Source organism: Streptomyces sp. NPDC102258 (genome assembly GCF_055584685.1).
Genome location: NZ_JBVJLO010000004.1, coordinates 377,599 through 393,695, shown reverse-complemented (window position 1 = coordinate 393,695; position 16,097 = coordinate 377,599). Strand labels below are relative to the sequence as shown.

The following is a 16,097-nucleotide window of genomic DNA, read 5'->3' as shown; positions in this document are numbered from 1 at the left end:
GCGGGTTTAGGCGGACTGAGCAGGGGGTTCGTGCCGCCTTTCGGCGGGCTATTGTGCGGAGCATGTCGACCGTAGAAAACGCATCTCCCGCCGACGACGGCGCGCCCGAGGAGGCGCAGGGCATCGCCGCCCAGGACTGGGCGACCGCCTCGGCCTCCCCCCAGTACCGGGCCGCCGTCGTGGACCTGCTCGGCGCGCTGGCGTACGGGGAACTCGCGGCCTTCGAGCGCCTCGCCGAGGACGCCAAGCTCGCGCCCACCCTGGGCGACAAGGCCGAGCTGGCGAAGATGGCCTCCGCCGAGTTCCACCACTTCGAGCGGCTGCGCGACCGGCTCGCGGCGATCGACGCCGAGCCGACCGCCGCGATGGAGCCCTTCGCCAAGGGCGTGGACGACTTCCACCGCCAGACCGCCCCCTCCGACTGGCTGGAGGGCCTGGTCAAGGCCTATGTCGGCGACTCCATCGCCAGCGACTTCTACCGCGAGGTCGCCACCCACCTCGACACCGACACCCGCGCCCTGGTCGTCGGAGTCCTCGACGACACCGGCCACGGCGGCTTCGCCGTCGAGAAGGTGCGCGCGGCGATCGAGGCGGACCCGCGGGTCGGCGGCCGACTCGCGCTGTGGGCCCGCCGTCTGATGGGGGAGGCCCTCTCGCAGGCCCAGCGCGTGGTCGCCGAGCGCGACGCCCTCTCCACCATGCTGGTCGGCGGCGTCGACGGGATGGCGGCGGGCTTCGACCTCGCGGCCGTCGGCGAGATGTTCACCCGGATCACCAAGGCCCACACCAGGCGGATGGCGGCCCTCGGCCTCGCCGCCTGACCGCTCACCCCGCCTCCCTACGTCACCGGCCCCGGCCGCGGAAACCTCCGCGGCCGGGGCCGGCGTACGAGTGGGGTTCAGGCCGGGCTCCGGGTCAGGCTCCAGTCCCGCTCAACCGCGCGACGGGAGCGAAAACGGAGGCCGCCGGGAGGTCCTGCCGGAACCCCCGGAAGGCCGCAGCAGCAGCGAGACCACGACGGCCGACACGCTGAGGCCGCCGAGGAAGGTCGCGAGCAGCGTGTTGTGCCCCGGGCCGAGCGCGGTGTGTGTCAGATATGCCCCGAAGAGCGCCCCCGACACACCGCTGACCAGCACCGTTCTCGTGGAGGGCAGCCGCTTGGCGAGTACGCGGACGGCAGCTCCCGCCAGCGCGAGGCCGATCAGGCCGGAGCCGAGCGCCTCCATCAGCAGCATCACGTCACTCCCCTACGTCAGGGCGAACCGGGTCACAGCGGTCCTACCCGAAGCGGAAGAAACGGAAACGGCCCGGCGGAACCAACCGCCGGGCCGTACCTCGATGATGCCGGTGACTCAGATGTGACGCAGATACGACTCAGAGAGCGCCGAAACCGACCTTGCGCACGCTCGGCTCGCCCAGGTCGACGTACGACAGGCGCTCCGACGGCACGAGGACCTTGCGGCCCTTGTTGTCGGTCAGGCTCAGCAGCGGCGACTGGCCGGACAGCGCGGCGGTGACCACGGACTCCAGCTCCTCGGCGCTCAGGTCGCTCTCCAGCACGATCTCCCGGGGTGCGTGCTGCACGCCGATCTTGACCTCCACGGCTATGTCCCTCCGACGGTCCGTTTCGCGCGATCAGCCGCGCCGTACCCGGACCACATTAGCCCGTAGAGAGGACACGACCGCTTCCCCGCGAACACGCTCGCAGCGAACAGTGGCCGGTCAGGCCTCCGCTCCGCCCTCGCTGCCGTGCAGCGGGAATCCGGCGATGCCGCGCCAGGCGAGGGAGGTCAGCAGGCCCACCGCCGTATCGCGGGCGACCGGGCTCGCGCTGGACAGCCAGTAGCGGGCCACGACCTGCGAGACCCCGCCGAGGCCCACGGCCAGCAGCATCGACTCGTCCTTCGACAGGCCCGTGTCCTCGGCGATGACGTCCGAGATGGCCTCCGCGCACTGCAGGGACACCCGGTCGACGCGCTCGCGCACCGCCGGCTCGTTCGTCAGGTCCGACTCGAAGACCAGCCGGAACGCGCCGCCCTCGTCCTCCACGTACGCGAAGTAGGCGTCCATCGTCGCCGCGACGCGCAGCTTGTTGTCGCTGGTGGACCCCAGCGCCGTGCGCACCGCCACCAGCAGTGCCTCGCAGTGCTGGTCCAGCAGGGCCAGGTACAGGTCGAGCTTGCCGGGGAAGTGCTGGTACAGCACCGGCTTGCTGACCCCGGCGCGCTCCGCGATGTCGTCCATCGCGGCGGCGTGGTAGCCCTGCGCGACGAACACTTCCTGGGCCGCGCCCAGGAGCTGGTTGCGCCGGGCCCGGCGCGGCAGTCGCGTGCCCCGCGGACGCGCTGCCTCGGTCTGCTCGATGGCTGTCACGCCGCCTCCCACTTTCTCTAAGAACACAGTGCGTTCTGCGCCGCGCCCGCCATCGTACTTTTCGGTAACCGAATCTGGTGGGTTCAAGCCGAGTTTTCTCGCGGTGCGGACCGCCCTGGGACACCGCTGACCCGCTGGTCAGCGCCGGTCAGCGGTAGTCGTCCTCGTCCAGCGGGACCACCCGTGCCTGCTCGGCGGCATCGGCCTCCGGGGCGTCGAGCGGCTCCAGGCCGTCGAGCGCGTCGTCCTCCTGCGGCTGGATATCGGTGTCCTGCTCGGCGGCGTCCGCCTCCGGGGCCTCCGGGCCGGGCGTCTCCCGGAGCTGTTCCCGGAAGGTGTCCGGGTCCGCGGGGTCGACAGTCATGGGGCTCCCCTCGCCTTCGGTCGTTTCCCCTTAGAGCCTAGGAGGATCGGGAGCGCGCCGCCAGGTGGTCTTGTGACCGCCAACACAAGCGAAGACCCGGGGGTGAGCGTGATCCTCTCGTAACATTGGGCCATGTCTTCGACCGAGCTGCCGGGTGTGCGGTCCGCCGTCGAGCCGATCTCCCAGGTGGGATCCGCGCGGGTGGCCGAAGGAGAGCAGCTGCGCACCGTCGCGCTGCCGGGCCTGGAGATGAACGTACGTTTCCGGCCACCCGCGCGGGAGGGTCTGCCGCCCGCGCTGTTCGTCCACGGGCTCGGCGGGTCCTCGCAGAACTGGTCGGCGCTCATGGAGCAGCTGGCCGACAGCGTCGACCCCGAGGCCGTGGACCTGCCCGGCTTCGGCTGGTCGCCCCCGCCCGCCGACCGCGACTACACCATCAGCGCGCTCGCCCGCGGGGTCATCCGCCACCTCGACGCCGCCGGCCGCGGGCCCGTCCACCTCTTCGGCAACTCCCTCGGCGGCGCCGTCTCCACCCGGATCGCCGCCGTCCGGCCCGACCTGGTGCGCACGCTGACCCTGGTCTCGCCCGCGCTGCCCGAGCTGCGCGTACAGCGCTCGGCCGTGCCCACGGCGCTGCTCGCGATGCCGGGCATGGCCGCCGTGCTGGTGCGCCTGACCCGGAACCTGTCGGCCGAGCAGCGCACCCGGGGGGTGACGCAGCTCTGTTACGGGGACCCCTCACGGGTGACGGAGGAGGGCTTCGGGGCGGCCGTCGAGGAGATGGGGCGCCGGATGGCGCTGCCGTACTTCTGGGAGGCGATGACCCGTTCCTCGCGCGGGATCGTCGACGCGTACACCCTCGGCGGGCAGCACGGACTGTGGCGTCAGGCGCAACGGGTGCTGGCGCCCACGCTGTTGGTCTACGGTGGGCGGGACCAACTGGTCGCGTACCGTATGGCGCGCAAGGCCGCGGCGGCCTTCCGGGGCTCGCGGCTCCTGTGCCTGCCCGAGGCGGGACACGTGGCGATGATGGAGTACCCCGAGGTGGTGGCCGCCGCCTTCCGGGAGCTGTTGCACGACACCGAGCGGGACACCGAAGACGGCAAGGGCTGAGGACCGTGGGACGACATAGTCGCAAGGACCCCGCCCCCGCCCGCCCGGAACCCGGCCCGCCGACGGCCGCGGCGCCGGCGCCGCCGTACGGGGACGAGACGCGCGGGACCCCCGGCCGGTATGAGCCCGAGCCGTACGCATCCGGGCCGTACGCGTCCCGGCCGTACGCCGCTGCCGCCGAACGGCCCCGGCCGCAGCGGCCCGAGGCGCCCGGGCCGCGGCCCTACCTCTCCCGGCAGCACCGGCCCGAGGCGCACGAGTCCCGGCCCGCGCCCGCCGAACCGCACCGGCCCGAGGCGCACCGGCCCGAATCCCGTCAGCCCGAGGCGCGCCGGCCCGAGTCCACCGTCCGGCACCGGGGGTACGTCCCCTCGGCCCTGCCCGGTGCGCGGGACGGGGGGCACCCCGAGCAGCGTGAGGCCGGGGGAGCCTGGGGTTCCGGGCCGGGCACCGAGCCCGCCGGCGTGTACGGGGACTGGCGCGGGGCGCCCAAGGCCCCCGCCCCCGGACCTGCCCGGGACACCGGCACCCCCGCCGCCGGCACCCCCCGGGCCGTGCCGCCCGCCGGGCCCGCCGCGGACCCCCTCACCTCCACCGGCTCCCACCGCCGCGTGCCCGGCCCGCGCAAGCCCGTCGAGCTCGCCGAGCCCGTTTCCGGACCCGCCGCCGCCGAACGGCCCCCCGCCGGGCGCGGCTCGCGGCTCCGTACGTACACCGGGATGGCCGCGGCGGCCGTCACCACCGTGCTGGCCGTCGTCGTGGCCGGCCAGGTGGCCACCGAGGACGGTCCCGGCGCCGGCAGCGCGCGGGCCGCCGGCGAGGACGGCGCCGACCGCTCCCTGAGCGGGCAGTCCGCCGTCTCCCGCTCCGACGGCCGCCCCACCCCCGCCTCCCCGCCCGCGCAACCGGCCACGTACGAGGAGCAGATGGCGCGGCAGCTGCCGATCGACGCGAAGCTCACCGGCTCCGGCCTCTTCGACACCGTGCCCGGCGTGGCCCCCGCCCCCGGCAAGGGCAGGACGGTGCGCTACCGGGTGGACGTCGAGCAGGGCCTCGGGCTGGACCCGCAGCTGTTCGCCGAGGCGGTGCAGCGCACCCTCAACGACCCGCGCAGCTGGGGCCACGGCGGTGCGATGACCTTCGAACGGGTCCCGGGCGGCGAGGCCGACTTCGTGATCACCCTGGCCAGCCCCGGCACCACCGGCGCCTGGTGCGCGAAGTCCGGCCTGGACACCACGGTCGACAACGTCTCGTGCGACTCCGCCGCGACCGAACGCGTGATGATCAACGCCTACCGGTGGGCCCAGGGTTCACCGACCTACGGCCCGGACCAGATGCTCGCCTACCGGCAGATGCTCATCAACCACGAGGTCGGCCACCGGCTCGGCCACGGGCACGTGAGCTGCCGGACTCCCGGCGCACTGGCCCCGATCATGCAGCAGCAGACGAAATCCCTCGACATCGACAACATTCACTGCCTGCCCAATCCCTGGGTATTTCCCGGCAGCTGACCGGAGAAATGCGTCTCGCACCCGCCGCGCGGGCGCGAGGAGCCCCTTTTTAGCGCGCTCGAACGCGGGCCGCAGGGGAAAGTTACGACTCTTCACCCCTTCCGGTGGCGCGACGGACAACCGTCCGTCGCGCCACCGGCGCATCCGCTTGAGTTCTCCCGCAGCGGGTCACCGGACCGAACGGCGACCGCCTGGACGGGAGATCGGGGGTGCCACTCGTGCGGATCGGACTGCTCACGGAAGGCGGTTATCCGTATGCGGCGGGAGAGGCGGGGCTCTGGTGCGACCGGCTCGTGCGCGGTATGCCGCAGCACGAGTTCGAGCTGTACGCGCTGAGCCGCAGCGCCGGCCAGGAGGAGCGCGGACACCTCCCGCTCCCGCGGCAGGTCACCCGCGTACGGACCGCCCCGCTGTGGGCGCCGGCCGACGACGGGCGCACGTACTCCCGGCGCGAACGGCGGCGCTTCGCCGACGGGTTCGGGGAACTGGTCCGGGGGATCTGCGCGGACGCGGCGGAGCCCTTCGCCACCGGGCTCTACGCCCTGGCCGAACTCGCCCGTGAGCAGGGCGGGCTGTACGCGGCCCTGCGCTCCGAGACGGCCGTACGGGCGGTCGAGGCGGGCTGCCGGGCCCCGGGCGCGGGCCGCGCCGTGGCGGCGGCGCGGGTGCCGGACCTGCTGGAGTTCGTGGACGCGCTGGAGCGGATGCTGCGGCCGCTGTCCCTCGACTGGTACGAGGAACGGCACGACGGGCCCGGCCTCGGCGCCGTCGACGTCTGCCACGCGGCCGCCGGCGGGGTCGCGGCCCTGCCCGGACTCCTGGCCAAACGCTTCTTCGGGGTTCCGCTGCTGGTCACCGAGTACGGGGTCCAGCTGCGCGCCCACTACCTGGAGCACGGGGCGGACGACCGGCCCGCCGTACGGGCCCTCCTCGGCGCCTTTCACGTCCGGCTCGCCGGGGAGATCTACGCCCGCGCCGACCTGCTCACCCCCGGCAACGCGCACGCCCGCCGCTGGCAGGAACGCTGCGGGGCCCCGCGCGAGCGGCTGCGGACCGTGTACCCGGGGATGGAGGCGGACCGATTCGCCGCCGTCGGCGAGGATCCCGGCTGCGGGGACCCCGACACGCTGGTCTGGGTCGGGCGGATAGAACCCGCCAAGGACCTGATCGGCCTGCTGCACGCCTTCGCGGAGGTCCGCCGGGCCGCGCCCGGGGCCCGGCTGCGGATCTTCGCGACCGCCGTCGACCCCGGCTACCTGGCCGGCTGCCGCTCGCTCGCCGCACAGCTCTTCCCCGACGAGGCCGCCGACGCGCGGACGGCGGGGGAGAACCCCGTCGCCTTCGAGGAGGTCGGCGGACCCGAGGCGCCCTCGCCGGCCGACGCGTACGGGGCCGGGCGGATCGTGCTGCTCTCCTCGGTGATCGAGGGCTTCCCCCGCACCCTCGCCGAGGCCATGTTCTGCGGCCGCGCCACCGTCTCCACGGACGTCGGGGCCGTCTGCGAGGTCATCGGCGGCACCGGGCTCGTCGTCCCGCCGCGCAATCCGCGCGCGCTCGCCGACGCCTGCCTCGCCCTCCTGCGGGACCCCGAGCGGGCCCAGCGGCTGGGCGCGGCGGCCCGGGCCAGGGCGCTGGAGCTGTTCACCGTCGAACAGAACGTGACGGCCTTCGGCGACAGCTACCTGCTGCTGCTGGCCCGCGGCTGCGCGCGGCCGGACGGGGAGGTCCCCTTCGAACGCCCCGCCGAGGCGCGGGTGCCGGGCCACTGGACCACGCCGACCTGGGCGCCCGTCGCCCCGGCGGCGGGCACGGAGGCCGCGGTATGACCACCTCCGACCTCGCGGGCGCGGCGGCGCGGGACGGCCGGCGCAGGGGCGGCGCGGACCCCGTCAAGGCCTTGCTGCACCGGCACCGGGAGCTCTGCGAACGGGCCGTCGATCCGCTGGAGATCGCCGCCGGGCTGGAGGCGCACGGCATCAGCGACCGCACCGCCGCGCGCTTCCGGCACCGGGACGTCTTCTCCCTCGCCGAGGAGCTGTACGCCCGCACCCCGCGCGGCGAGGCCCCCGCGGACCCCGCGCGGCGCGCCGAGCCGGCCGGGCCGCGGGCGGTGCGCGGCCTCGGGTACGCCCTGCTGCCGGGCGCCCTCGCCTGCGGGGCGGCCGCCGCCGGGATGCCGGGGGCGGGCCCCCTCGCGGTGCTCGTCACCGTCGCCGCGCTGGTGTGGCCCGGCCGCAGCGCCGGGGGGCGGCCGCCGTACGCCGCCCACCTGCTCGCGGCGGCCGCCGTCGGCTGGGCCGTCCACCGGCACGGACCGGCGCTCGGCGTCGCCCTCGCGCTGGCGGTGGCCCCCGGGCACCTCGCCGCCGCGCTGTACGCGGCCCGGGCGCGGCGCCGGCTCGCCGGGAGCCGGGCCCTGGAGGACTTCGCCGCCGGGGCGCGGCCGCTGCTCGCCGGGATCCTGCTGCTGTTCACCGCTGCCGCCGCGGGGGCCGCCGCGCTCGCCGGAGCCGCCCCGGCGACGGCCGTACCGCTCGCGGTGCTGCTGTTCCTGGTCCGGCTGCTGCTGCGGCACGGGGCGCACCGCGCACCGGTGGCCCTGGCCCTGGCGCTCGCCCTGGTCCCGGCCGGGGCCGCGGTGAGCGTCGCCGCCGCGGGACTCCTCGTACCCGCCGTGCTCACGCTGGCCCGGGCCTCCGCCCACGCCCGGGCCTGAGCCCCGTACCCCCTCTGCCCACCCCACCCAGTCAAGGAGAAACAGGATGACCGGCCAGCCAACCACCCGAGGGGCCGCGCGATGAGGGTTCTGCTGATCGGAGCCAACGGCTATCTCGGACGCTACGTCGCCGACCGGCTGCTCGCCGACCCGGCCGTCCAGCTCACCGCGCTCGGCCGCGGCGACGACGCCGACGTCCGCTTCGACCTCGCCACCGGCAGCCCCGGCGCCCTCACCCGGTTCCTGGACGCCGTCCACCCCGGTGTCGTCATCAACTGCGCGGGCGCCACCCGCGGTGGCGCCCGCGAACTCACCCGGCACAACACCGTCGCCGTCGCCACCATCTGCGAGTCGCTGCGCCGCAGCGGCTGCGGGGCCCGGCTCGTCCAGCTCGGCTGCTCCGCCGAGTACGGGCCCAGCCAGCCCGGCTCGTCGACGGCCGAGGACGCCGTGCCGAGACCCGGCGGGCCGTACGGCGTCAGCAAGCTGGCCGCGACCGAGCTGGTGCTCGGCTCCGGGCTGGACGCCGTCGTACTGCGGGTGTTCTCGCCCGTCGGCCCCGGCACCCCGGCCGGCTCCCCGCTGGGCCGGCTCGCCGAGGCCATGCGCCGCGCCATGCAGTCCGGCGACGGGGAGCTGAAGCTGAGCGGCCTCGGCGTACAGCGCGACTTCGTCGACGTACGGGACGTGGCGCGGGCCGTGCACGCCGCTTCCCTTTCCGCCGCCCAGGGCGTCGTCAACATCGGCACCGGCCGCGCGGTCCGGCTGCGCGACGCGGCGTCCGTCCTGGCCCGGGTCGCCGGGTACGGCGGCGCCCTGCACGAGCTGGACGTCCCGCACGGCGGACCGCAGCACGGCGGCCACGGCGCGGGCGGCCACGGGGGAGCGGTCCTCGGCGGGGGCGGCCACGGCGGGGCGGGTCACGGCCACCCCGGCCGGCCGCAGGGCCTGGCCGCCATCGGCGCGCCCCGCTCGGAGGCCACCGCCGAACAGATCGCCGCCGCGGCCCCCCAGCCGTTCCCCTACCCCGACGGCTGCGGCGCCTGGCAGCAGGCCGACGTGCGCACCGCCCGCGACCGGCTCGGCTGGCGGCCCCGGATCAACCTGGAGGAGTCCCTGGCCGACATCTGGATGGAGGCGGCGTGCCGCATCTGACCACCCCGCCGGGGGCCACGGCGACGGCCGGGACCGGGGCGGGCCGCCTCGGCCTCGGCATCCCCGGCTACGCGCACCCGCTGCTCGCCCCCGTCGAGTGGGCCGAGCTGACCCGCCCCGGGACCCCGCTGCACTGGGCCGTGCTGAACGTCGCCGACGGGCCGGGCGGCCGGCCCGACCCGCACTGCACCGAGACCACGGCCCGGCTCCGGCAGGCGGGCGGGGTGATCCTCGGTCATCTCGCGATGCGGGACGGGAGCCGGTCCTTCGCGGAGCTGGTCTCCGACGCGCACCGCTTCCGCGACTGGTACGGGGTCGGCGGCTTCTACCTCGCCGACGTCCCCGCCGGCCGGGACGGCCTGGCCGGGGTCCGCCGGGTCACCGACGCCCTGCGCGGGCTCGGCTCGGACCTGCGGATCGTCCTCGGACACGGCACGCACCCCTGCGAGGGCTACACCGAGGCCGCCGACCAACTGGTCACCTTCTGCGGCCCCTGGGCCGACTACCGCTGGTCGCAGGTGGCCGAGTGGACGGCCGACCACCCGCCCGAGCGGTTCTGCCACCTCGTCCACGGGGTGCCGCGCGGCCACCTGGAAGAAGCCCTGCGGATCGCCCGCTGGCAGGGTGCCGGAACCGTCTGGTTCACCGACCGGCGGGCCGCCGGGGACCGCGACCCCTGGGCCTCGATGCCCGGGTACTGGGACGAAATCGTCTCGCGTGTCGGACCAGGTGTCTCGGAATGAAGAAGGGCGTGGCAGTGTTACGGGAAGCACCACCGTTCAGACATTCCCATCTACGGAGTCCCCGTGTCGCTGCCACCCCTGGTAGAGCCAGCTGCTGAGCTCACCGTTGACGAGGTCCGTCGGTACTCCCGCCACCTGATCATCCCGGATGTCGGGATGGACGGCCAGAAGCGCCTGAAGAACGCCAAGGTGCTGGCCGTGGGCGCGGGCGGCCTCGGCTCCCCCGCCCTCATGTACCTGGCCGCGGCCGGTGTGGGCACGCTGGGCATCGTGGAGTTCGACGAGGTCGACGAGTCGAACCTGCAGCGCCAGATCATCCACAGCCAGGCGGACATCGGCCGTTCCAAGGCCGAGTCGGCCCGCGACAGCGTGCTGGGCATCAACCCGTACGTCAACGTGGTCCTGCACGAAGAGCGGCTCGAAGCCGAGAACGTAATGGAGATCTTCAACCAGTACGACCTCATCGTCGACGGCACGGACAACTTCGCCACCCGCTACCTGGTCAACGACGCCTGCGTGCTGCTGAACAAGCCGTACGTATGGGGCTCGATCTACCGCTTCGACGGCCAGGCCTCCGTCTTCTGGTCCGAGCACGGCCCGTGCTACCGCTGCCTCTACCCGGAGCCCCCGCCGCCGGGCATGGTCCCGAGCTGCGCCGAGGGCGGCGTCCTCGGCGTCCTCTGCGCGTCCATCGGCTCCATCCAGGTCACCGAGGCCATCAAGGTCCTCACGGGCGTCGGCGAGCCGCTGGTCGGCCGGCTGATGATCTACGACGCCCTGGAGATGCAGTACCGCCAGGTGAAGGTCCGCAAGGACCCCGACTGCGCGGTCTGCGGCCCGAACCCGACCGTCACCGAGCTCATCGACTACGAGGCCTTCTGCGGCGTCGTGTCGGAGGAGGCCCAGGAGGCGGCGGCCGGCTCCACGATCACTCCCAAGCAGCTCAAGGAGTGGATCGACGCCGACGAGCCCATCGAGATCATCGACGTCCGTGAGAAGAACGAGTACGAGATCGTCTCGATCCCCGGCGCGAAGCTGATCCCCAAGGGCGAGTTCCTGATGGGCACCGCCCTCCAGGACCTGCCGCAGGACAAGCGGATCGTCTTGCATTGCAAGACGGGTGTCCGCAGTGCGGAAGTCCTCGCGGTCCTGAAGTCCGCCGGCTTCTCCGACGCGGTGCACGTCGGCGGCGGCGTCATCGGCTGGGTCCACCAGATCGAGCCCGAGAAGCCGGTCTACTAGTCCCGACCGCCTGCCGCACGGCAGCACCCCGAAGGGGCCGCACCCACACCGGGCACGGCCCCTTCGGCGCGCCCGCGGCCCTTGCGGCCTAGGCGCGCGTCGGGGCGGAGGGGATTTCGGCCGTCGGGGTGGCGGTGGGGGACGGGGTGCAGACGGTGCCGGCGGACGGGACGTGTCCGTCCAGCAGGTAGGAGTTCACCGCCGCCTGTACGCACTTGTCGCCGCTGTTGTACGCGCCGTGCCCCTCGCCCTTGTACGTGAGCTCCACGCCCACGCCCTTGCCGAGTCGCTCCACCATCTTGCGCGCGCCCTCGTACGGGGTCGCCGGGTCGCCGGTGTTGCCGATCACCACGATCGGCGCGGAGCCGGGGGCGGAGACGTCCGGGGTGCTCCAGGCGCCCGGCACCGGCCAGTCGGTGCAGCTCATCATGGCCCAGCCGAGGAAGTCCCCGAAGACGGGCGAGGCGGCCCGGAACTCCGGCAGCTTCGCCTTGGTCTGCGCCAGGGTGTACCGGTCCTTGGAATCGGCGCAGTTGATGGCGGTGTTGGCGGCGCCGATGTTGCTGTAGCGGCCCTGCTGGTCCCGGCCGTTGAGGGCGTCCGACAGGGCCATCAGCAACTGGCCCTGACCGCCGTCGGCCTCGTCCAGCCCCTGCTCCAGCAGCGGCCACAGCTCCTTGGAGTACAGGGCCTGCGCGATGCCGTTGGTGGCGGCGGACTCGGTGAGCTCGCGGTCGCCGATGCCCGGGATGGGCTTGGCCGCCAGCCGCTTCTGCAGGCTGATGACGTCCGCCTCGATCTCCTGGGCCGTGCTGCCCGGCAGGCGGCACTCGTCGCCCCGGTCCACGCAGTCCCGGGCGAAGTTGCCGAGGGCCAGCTGGAAGCCCTTCGCCTGGCCGAGCGCGCCCTGTTCGGCGTCGGCGGTGGGATCCACGACGGCGTCGAAGACGGCCCGGCCGACGTTCTTGGGGAACAGGTGGGCGTAGACCCCGCCCAGTTCCGTTCCGTAGGAGATCCCGAAGTAGTTCAGCTTCTCGTCGCCGAGGGCCTGGCGGATGCGGTCCATGTCGCGGGCGGCGTTCTCGGTGCCCACGTGGGGCAGGAGCTTGCCGGAGTTCGCCGAGCAGGCCCGCTGGTACTTCCTGATCCCGTCGACGAAGGCCTTCTCCTGCGCCGGGGTGGCGGGAGTGTTGTCCTGGGCGTAGTACGCGTCCAGCTGCTTGTCGTCCTCGCAGCGCACCGGCGCGCTGCGGCCGACGCCGCGCGGGTCGAAGCTCACCAGGTCGTACCGGCCGCGCAGGGCCGCGTACTCCTGGGCGGCGCCGGGGAGGGTGGTGATGCCGGAGCCGCCGGGGCCGCCGAAGTTGAAGACGAGCGAGCCGAGGCGGTGCTTCTGGTCGCGGGCCTTCGCGCGGATCAGCGCGAGGGGGATCTGCTCGCCCCCGGGGTCCGCGTAGTCGAGGGGGACGTCGAGGGTGGCGCACTGCCAGGACTTGCCGGGCGTCTGCCCGCCGCCCTCGGCGGCCGTCGGGGCGGAGCACTCGCCCCACTTCAGGGGCTTGGCGTCCTTGGTGCCGCCGGCCCGCGGTTTCTTCTGGGTCCCGCCGCCGTCGGAACAGGCGCTGGTGGTGAGCAGCGCGGCGGCGAGGGTGGCGGCGGCGGCGGTCCGCAGGACGATTCTGGGCATGCCCTCATCCTCTGCCGCCTGCCGCCGCCCCGCCCGCGCGCTGACCCGTCCGGGGGACGGACGGCCCGCCGGGGGCGCCGCTTCCGGTCTGCGCCTTCGGGTCCCCGGCGTTCCGGCTCCGGCCCTGAAGGGCCGGAGCTAGATCGCCTCCTTGCGGGTCAGGAAGTTGAACGAAAGCCAGCCCGGCAGGACCGGCAGCCAGAAGGTCATCAGGCGGAAGAGCAGGACCGCCGAGATCGCGACCTCCTTCTCCAGGCCCGCCGCGATCAGGCCCAGCGTCAGCGTGGTCTCCACCGCGCCGATGCCGCCGGGGGTCGGCGCCGCCGAGCCCAGGGCGTTGCCGGCCAGGAAGACCACGGCGATGCTCGCGTAGCTGATGGCCTGCCCGCCCCCGAAGGCGCGGATCGAGGCGTCCAGGCACATCACGAAGCAGCCGGTCAGCAGCAGCATGCCGCCGATGCCCGTCATCAGCTTCTGCGGCCGCTGGAGCACGTCCAGCATGCGCGGCACGACCCCGGCGAACAGTGCCCGTACGCGGGTCGCGACGAACTTGCGCAGGAACGGCACCGCCGTCACCACCAGCACCAGCACCGCCACCGTCAGCAGCCCGGCGATGACCGTCCGGGACGGGGTCATCTCCGGGGTCTTCTCGGTGCCGGTCAGGTAGCCGAACGACAGCAGCAGCAGGACGTGGCTGGCCAGCCCGAACAGCTGCGAGGCGCCGACGCTGGCCACGGCCAGCCCCGGCCGGATCCCCGCCCGCTGGAGGAACCGGGTGTTCAGCGCGACACCGCCGACCGCCGCCGGGGCGACCAGCTTCACGAAGGACCCCGCGACCTGGGCGACCACCGTCCGCGCGAACGACACCCGCTCCGGTACGAAGCCCAGCAGGCTCATCGCCGCCGCGAGGTAGCTCAGCGCCGAGAAGGCGAGCGCCGCCCCGACCCAGCCCCACCGGGCCTCGCCGACGATGGTCGCGAAGTCCACGTGGGCCAGCTGCGTGAGCAGGAAGTACGCACCGAAGGCGCCCGCGATGAACGACACCAGCGTGCGCGGCCGGATCCGCTCCAGCCGGGCCGGCTCCACCGGCGCCTGCGGACGGATCAGCAGCACCTGCCGGCGGATCTGGCTGAGCAGGTCCTCCTCGCGGGCGTCCTCCAGCGCGTCGTCCAGCGCCCGCTTCTCGGCCTTGCGGTCGGCGGCGGGACTGGCGGCGGGCGCGGCGGCGGCCTCCGCCCCGGCCGCGGCGGCCGCCTCGCGGGCCGCCTTCGCCGCCCGCGAGGACTCCAGTACGGCTTCCCGCTGCCGGTCGGCCCGCTCCCGGGCCAGCCTGCGCAGGGTCGCCCGGGTCGAGCGGCTCAGCGCGATGGGCTGGAGCAGCGGCAGGCAGTCCGCCACCGCGTCCGGGCCGAGCACCGAGACCGCCGAGGCCACCGACCGCTCCGCGCCGACCCGCAGGCCGAGCGTGGTCAGCAACTGCGCGATGTCCATGCGCAGCACCAGGTCGCCCGCCGCGATCTCGCCGCCCCGCAGGTCGGTGAGGACGACATTGCCGGAACGATCCACCACCAGCGCGTCCCCCGTGAGGCGGCGGTGCGCGATCCGGCGCGACTGGAGGGCCCGTACCTGCTCCCACGCGTTGCGGATCAGGTCGTCGGTGATCTCCTCGTCGGGCAGGGCGTCGAGGTTGCGGCCGCCCAGGTGCTCGTACACGAGCATCACGGCGTCCGGGCCGAGCTCGGAGGTGGCGATCAGCTTCGGCGCGTTGGCCCCGGCCGCGATGGCCGCGTACGCCAGCAGGGCCTCCTGCTCCAGTGCCTGGCGCAGCGACTGGAGGCTGCGCCGGGTGGTGATCCCGCGCAGGGTCAGCCGCCGCCAGACCCGGTAGAAGAAGCCCTGGGCCTGCTGCTCGCGGTCCACGACGGTGACGTCCAGCGGCGGCCCGTCCTCCAGCGTGACGTGGTAGCGCCGGCCGCGGTCGCCGGCCTCGGCGCCGTCCGCCTCGGAGGCCTCCGCGCGCATCGCGCTGACCGGCTGGAAACCGACGCGGCGCAGGCCCGCGAGGAGGTTCTGCCCGGTGGGCCGGACGTTGGGGGAGCCGACCGCGTACAGGGTCCCGTACGCGACGCTCCAGCCGATCAGCACGGTCAGGATGATCGAGAAGGGGGTGGTGTACCCGCTGACCAGCATCGCGAAGGCGTCCAGCAGCAGGACCACCCACAGCGCCACCCGCCAGCGCGGCCGCCGCGTCATCCCGACGGCGGTCATGTACGCGATCACGGGCGCGAGGTAGCCGTGCACCGGGTCGGTGGAACCGCCCGCGGTGTCGGTCGCGCGGGTCAGGGCCTCCTGGATGGTGCCGGGCGCGGCCTGGGAGACCCACAGGTCGGTGGCGAGGGTGACGCCGTGCGCGAGCACGGCGGCGAGGACGCCGTCGGCGATGCGCAGGCCGTCGCGCTTGATCAGCCGCTCGATGGCGAAGGCGACGGGCACCAGCAGCACCGCGATCGAGGACACCAGGCCGGCGACCTTGATCAGCAGGTCGGGCGCCTGGCCGGTGCCCTTGGTGATGTCCTCCTCCAGGCCCGCGGTGGTCCCGTGGGCGAAGGCGGCGATGCCGAGGACGACGGCGATGCCGAGGACGCCGACGAGGAGCCGTACGAGGTCCGAGGGCCGGTGCACGCGGGCGGCGAGCAGCGGCTCGTCGACCTCGACGCGGTCGGCCGCGGTCGGGGTGTGGCCGGGCGGGTCGTCGGGGTGCGGGTCGCAGTCGTCGGGGTGCGCGCCGCGGGTCGCGGGGGGCGTGCCGGTGGGCTCTGCGGGCTCGTGGGCGGGGGGCGTGGCCGCGGGGTCGTGGGCGGGGGGTGTGCCCGTGGGGTCCGCGTGCCCGTCGGCGGGCGGTGTGCCCGCCGGGTCCGCGGGGTCGTTCGCGGGTGTCGCGGGGTGCGCGTCGCCGTCCGCCCGCGCGTCGGGGTCCGCGGGCGCGCCCTCGTCGGGGCGCGCGCGGTCGTCCCTCGACGCACCGTCCGGAGGGCTCACACCCTGCTCCTTCGCCGTCACATCCGTCTCTTCTTGATCACGTATCACCAGTCACCGCCCGGAAGATGGTGGCACGGACCGGCGGCCCAGCGGGGCAGCAGGGTGCGCGCCGGTGCGGAAGCGAGACTTCCGCCGCGCCCTCCCCGGCGTCCGG

At 74.5% G+C, this 16,097-nt stretch carries 14 protein-coding genes; 8 read left to right on the top strand and 6 right to left on the bottom strand.

Features of this window, described 5'->3' with window-relative positions; genetic code table 11:
• The first annotated feature begins 62 nt into the window (after window positions 1-62).
• Window positions 63-821 (top strand): ferritin-like fold-containing protein, encoded by a 759-nt coding sequence (locus ACZ6ZT_RS09710; protein WP_469717162.1) that lies wholly within the window; start codon window positions 63-65, stop codon window positions 819-821.
• A 111-nt stretch (window positions 822-932) separates the two neighbouring features.
• Here ACZ6ZT_RS09710 and ACZ6ZT_RS09705 read toward each other — a convergent pair whose 3' ends face one another.
• The 4 genes from ACZ6ZT_RS09705 to ACZ6ZT_RS09690 form a co-directional block, all read right to left on the bottom strand.
• Window positions 933-1,235 (bottom strand): hypothetical protein, encoded by a 303-nt coding sequence (locus ACZ6ZT_RS09705; RefSeq protein WP_469717160.1) that lies wholly within the window; start codon window positions 1,233-1,235, stop codon window positions 933-935.
• A gap of 139 nt (window positions 1,236-1,374) precedes the next feature.
• Window positions 1,375-1,602 (bottom strand): DUF3107 domain-containing protein, encoded by a 228-nt coding sequence (locus ACZ6ZT_RS09700; protein ID WP_469717158.1) that lies wholly within the window; start codon window positions 1,600-1,602, stop codon window positions 1,375-1,377.
• Window positions 1,603-1,722: 120 nt separating this feature from the next.
• Window positions 1,723-2,373: a TetR family transcriptional regulator gene (locus ACZ6ZT_RS09695; RefSeq protein WP_469717156.1), complete on the bottom strand. Its 651-nt coding sequence runs from the start codon at window positions 2,371-2,373 to the stop codon at window positions 1,723-1,725.
• Between the two features lie 148 nt (window positions 2,374-2,521).
• On the bottom strand, window positions 2,522-2,737 hold the full coding sequence (locus ACZ6ZT_RS09690; RefSeq protein WP_469717154.1) for a hypothetical protein: 216 nt from the start codon (window positions 2,735-2,737) through the stop codon (window positions 2,522-2,524).
• 132 nt (window positions 2,738-2,869) lie between these two features.
• Between ACZ6ZT_RS09690 and ACZ6ZT_RS09685 the strand changes: the two genes are divergently transcribed.
• The 7 genes from ACZ6ZT_RS09685 (at window position 2,870) to moeZ (ending at window position 11,217) form a co-directional block, all read left to right on the top strand.
• Window positions 2,870-3,850: an alpha/beta fold hydrolase gene (locus ACZ6ZT_RS09685; protein ID WP_469717153.1), complete on the top strand. Its 981-nt coding sequence runs from the start codon at window positions 2,870-2,872 to the stop codon at window positions 3,848-3,850.
• Window positions 3,851-3,855: 5 nt separating this feature from the next.
• A complete protein-coding gene (locus ACZ6ZT_RS09680; RefSeq protein ID WP_469717152.1) occupies window positions 3,856-5,361 on the top strand; it encodes a DUF3152 domain-containing protein in 1,506 nt (501 codons plus the stop codon).
• Between the two features lie 218 nt (window positions 5,362-5,579).
• Complete coding sequence (locus tag ACZ6ZT_RS09675; RefSeq protein ID WP_469717319.1) at window positions 5,580-7,187, top strand: DUF3492 domain-containing protein; 1,608 nt, start codon at window positions 5,580-5,582, stop codon at window positions 7,185-7,187.
• Window positions 7,184-8,077, top strand: coding sequence for a hypothetical protein (locus tag ACZ6ZT_RS09670; RefSeq protein ID WP_469717150.1), 894 nt, complete (start codon window positions 7,184-7,186; stop codon window positions 8,075-8,077). The genes ACZ6ZT_RS09675 and ACZ6ZT_RS09670 overlap by 4 nt, the downstream gene beginning before the upstream one ends.
• An 81-nt stretch (window positions 8,078-8,158) precedes the next feature.
• Window positions 8,159-9,232 carry an NAD-dependent epimerase/dehydratase family protein gene (locus ACZ6ZT_RS09665; RefSeq protein ID WP_469717148.1) on the top strand — a complete coding sequence of 358 codons (1,074 nt, stop codon included), beginning with the start codon at window positions 8,159-8,161 and terminating at the stop codon, window positions 9,230-9,232.
• Complete coding sequence (locus ACZ6ZT_RS09660; protein ID WP_469717146.1) at window positions 9,220-9,975, top strand: spherulation-specific family 4 protein; 756 nt, start codon at window positions 9,220-9,222, stop codon at window positions 9,973-9,975. The genes ACZ6ZT_RS09665 and ACZ6ZT_RS09660 overlap by 13 nt, the downstream gene beginning before the upstream one ends.
• A 63-nt stretch (window positions 9,976-10,038) precedes the next feature.
• A complete protein-coding gene (gene moeZ / locus ACZ6ZT_RS09655) occupies window positions 10,039-11,217 on the top strand; it encodes an adenylyltransferase/sulfurtransferase MoeZ (RefSeq protein ID WP_469717144.1) in 1,179 nt (392 codons plus the stop codon).
• Window positions 11,218-11,305: 88 nt separating this feature from the next.
• Here the strand turns inward: moeZ and ACZ6ZT_RS09650 are convergent, their stop codons facing one another.
• Entirely contained in the window at window positions 11,306-12,904 is a 1,599-nt protein-coding gene (locus ACZ6ZT_RS09650; RefSeq protein WP_469717143.1) for an alpha/beta hydrolase, read from the bottom strand.
• Window positions 12,905-13,042: 138 nt separating this feature from the next.
• Window positions 13,043-15,943 (bottom strand): lysylphosphatidylglycerol synthase transmembrane domain-containing protein, encoded by a 2,901-nt coding sequence (locus ACZ6ZT_RS09645; protein WP_469717141.1) that lies wholly within the window; start codon window positions 15,941-15,943, stop codon window positions 13,043-13,045.
• Between the last annotated feature and the right edge of the window lie 154 nt (window positions 15,944-16,097).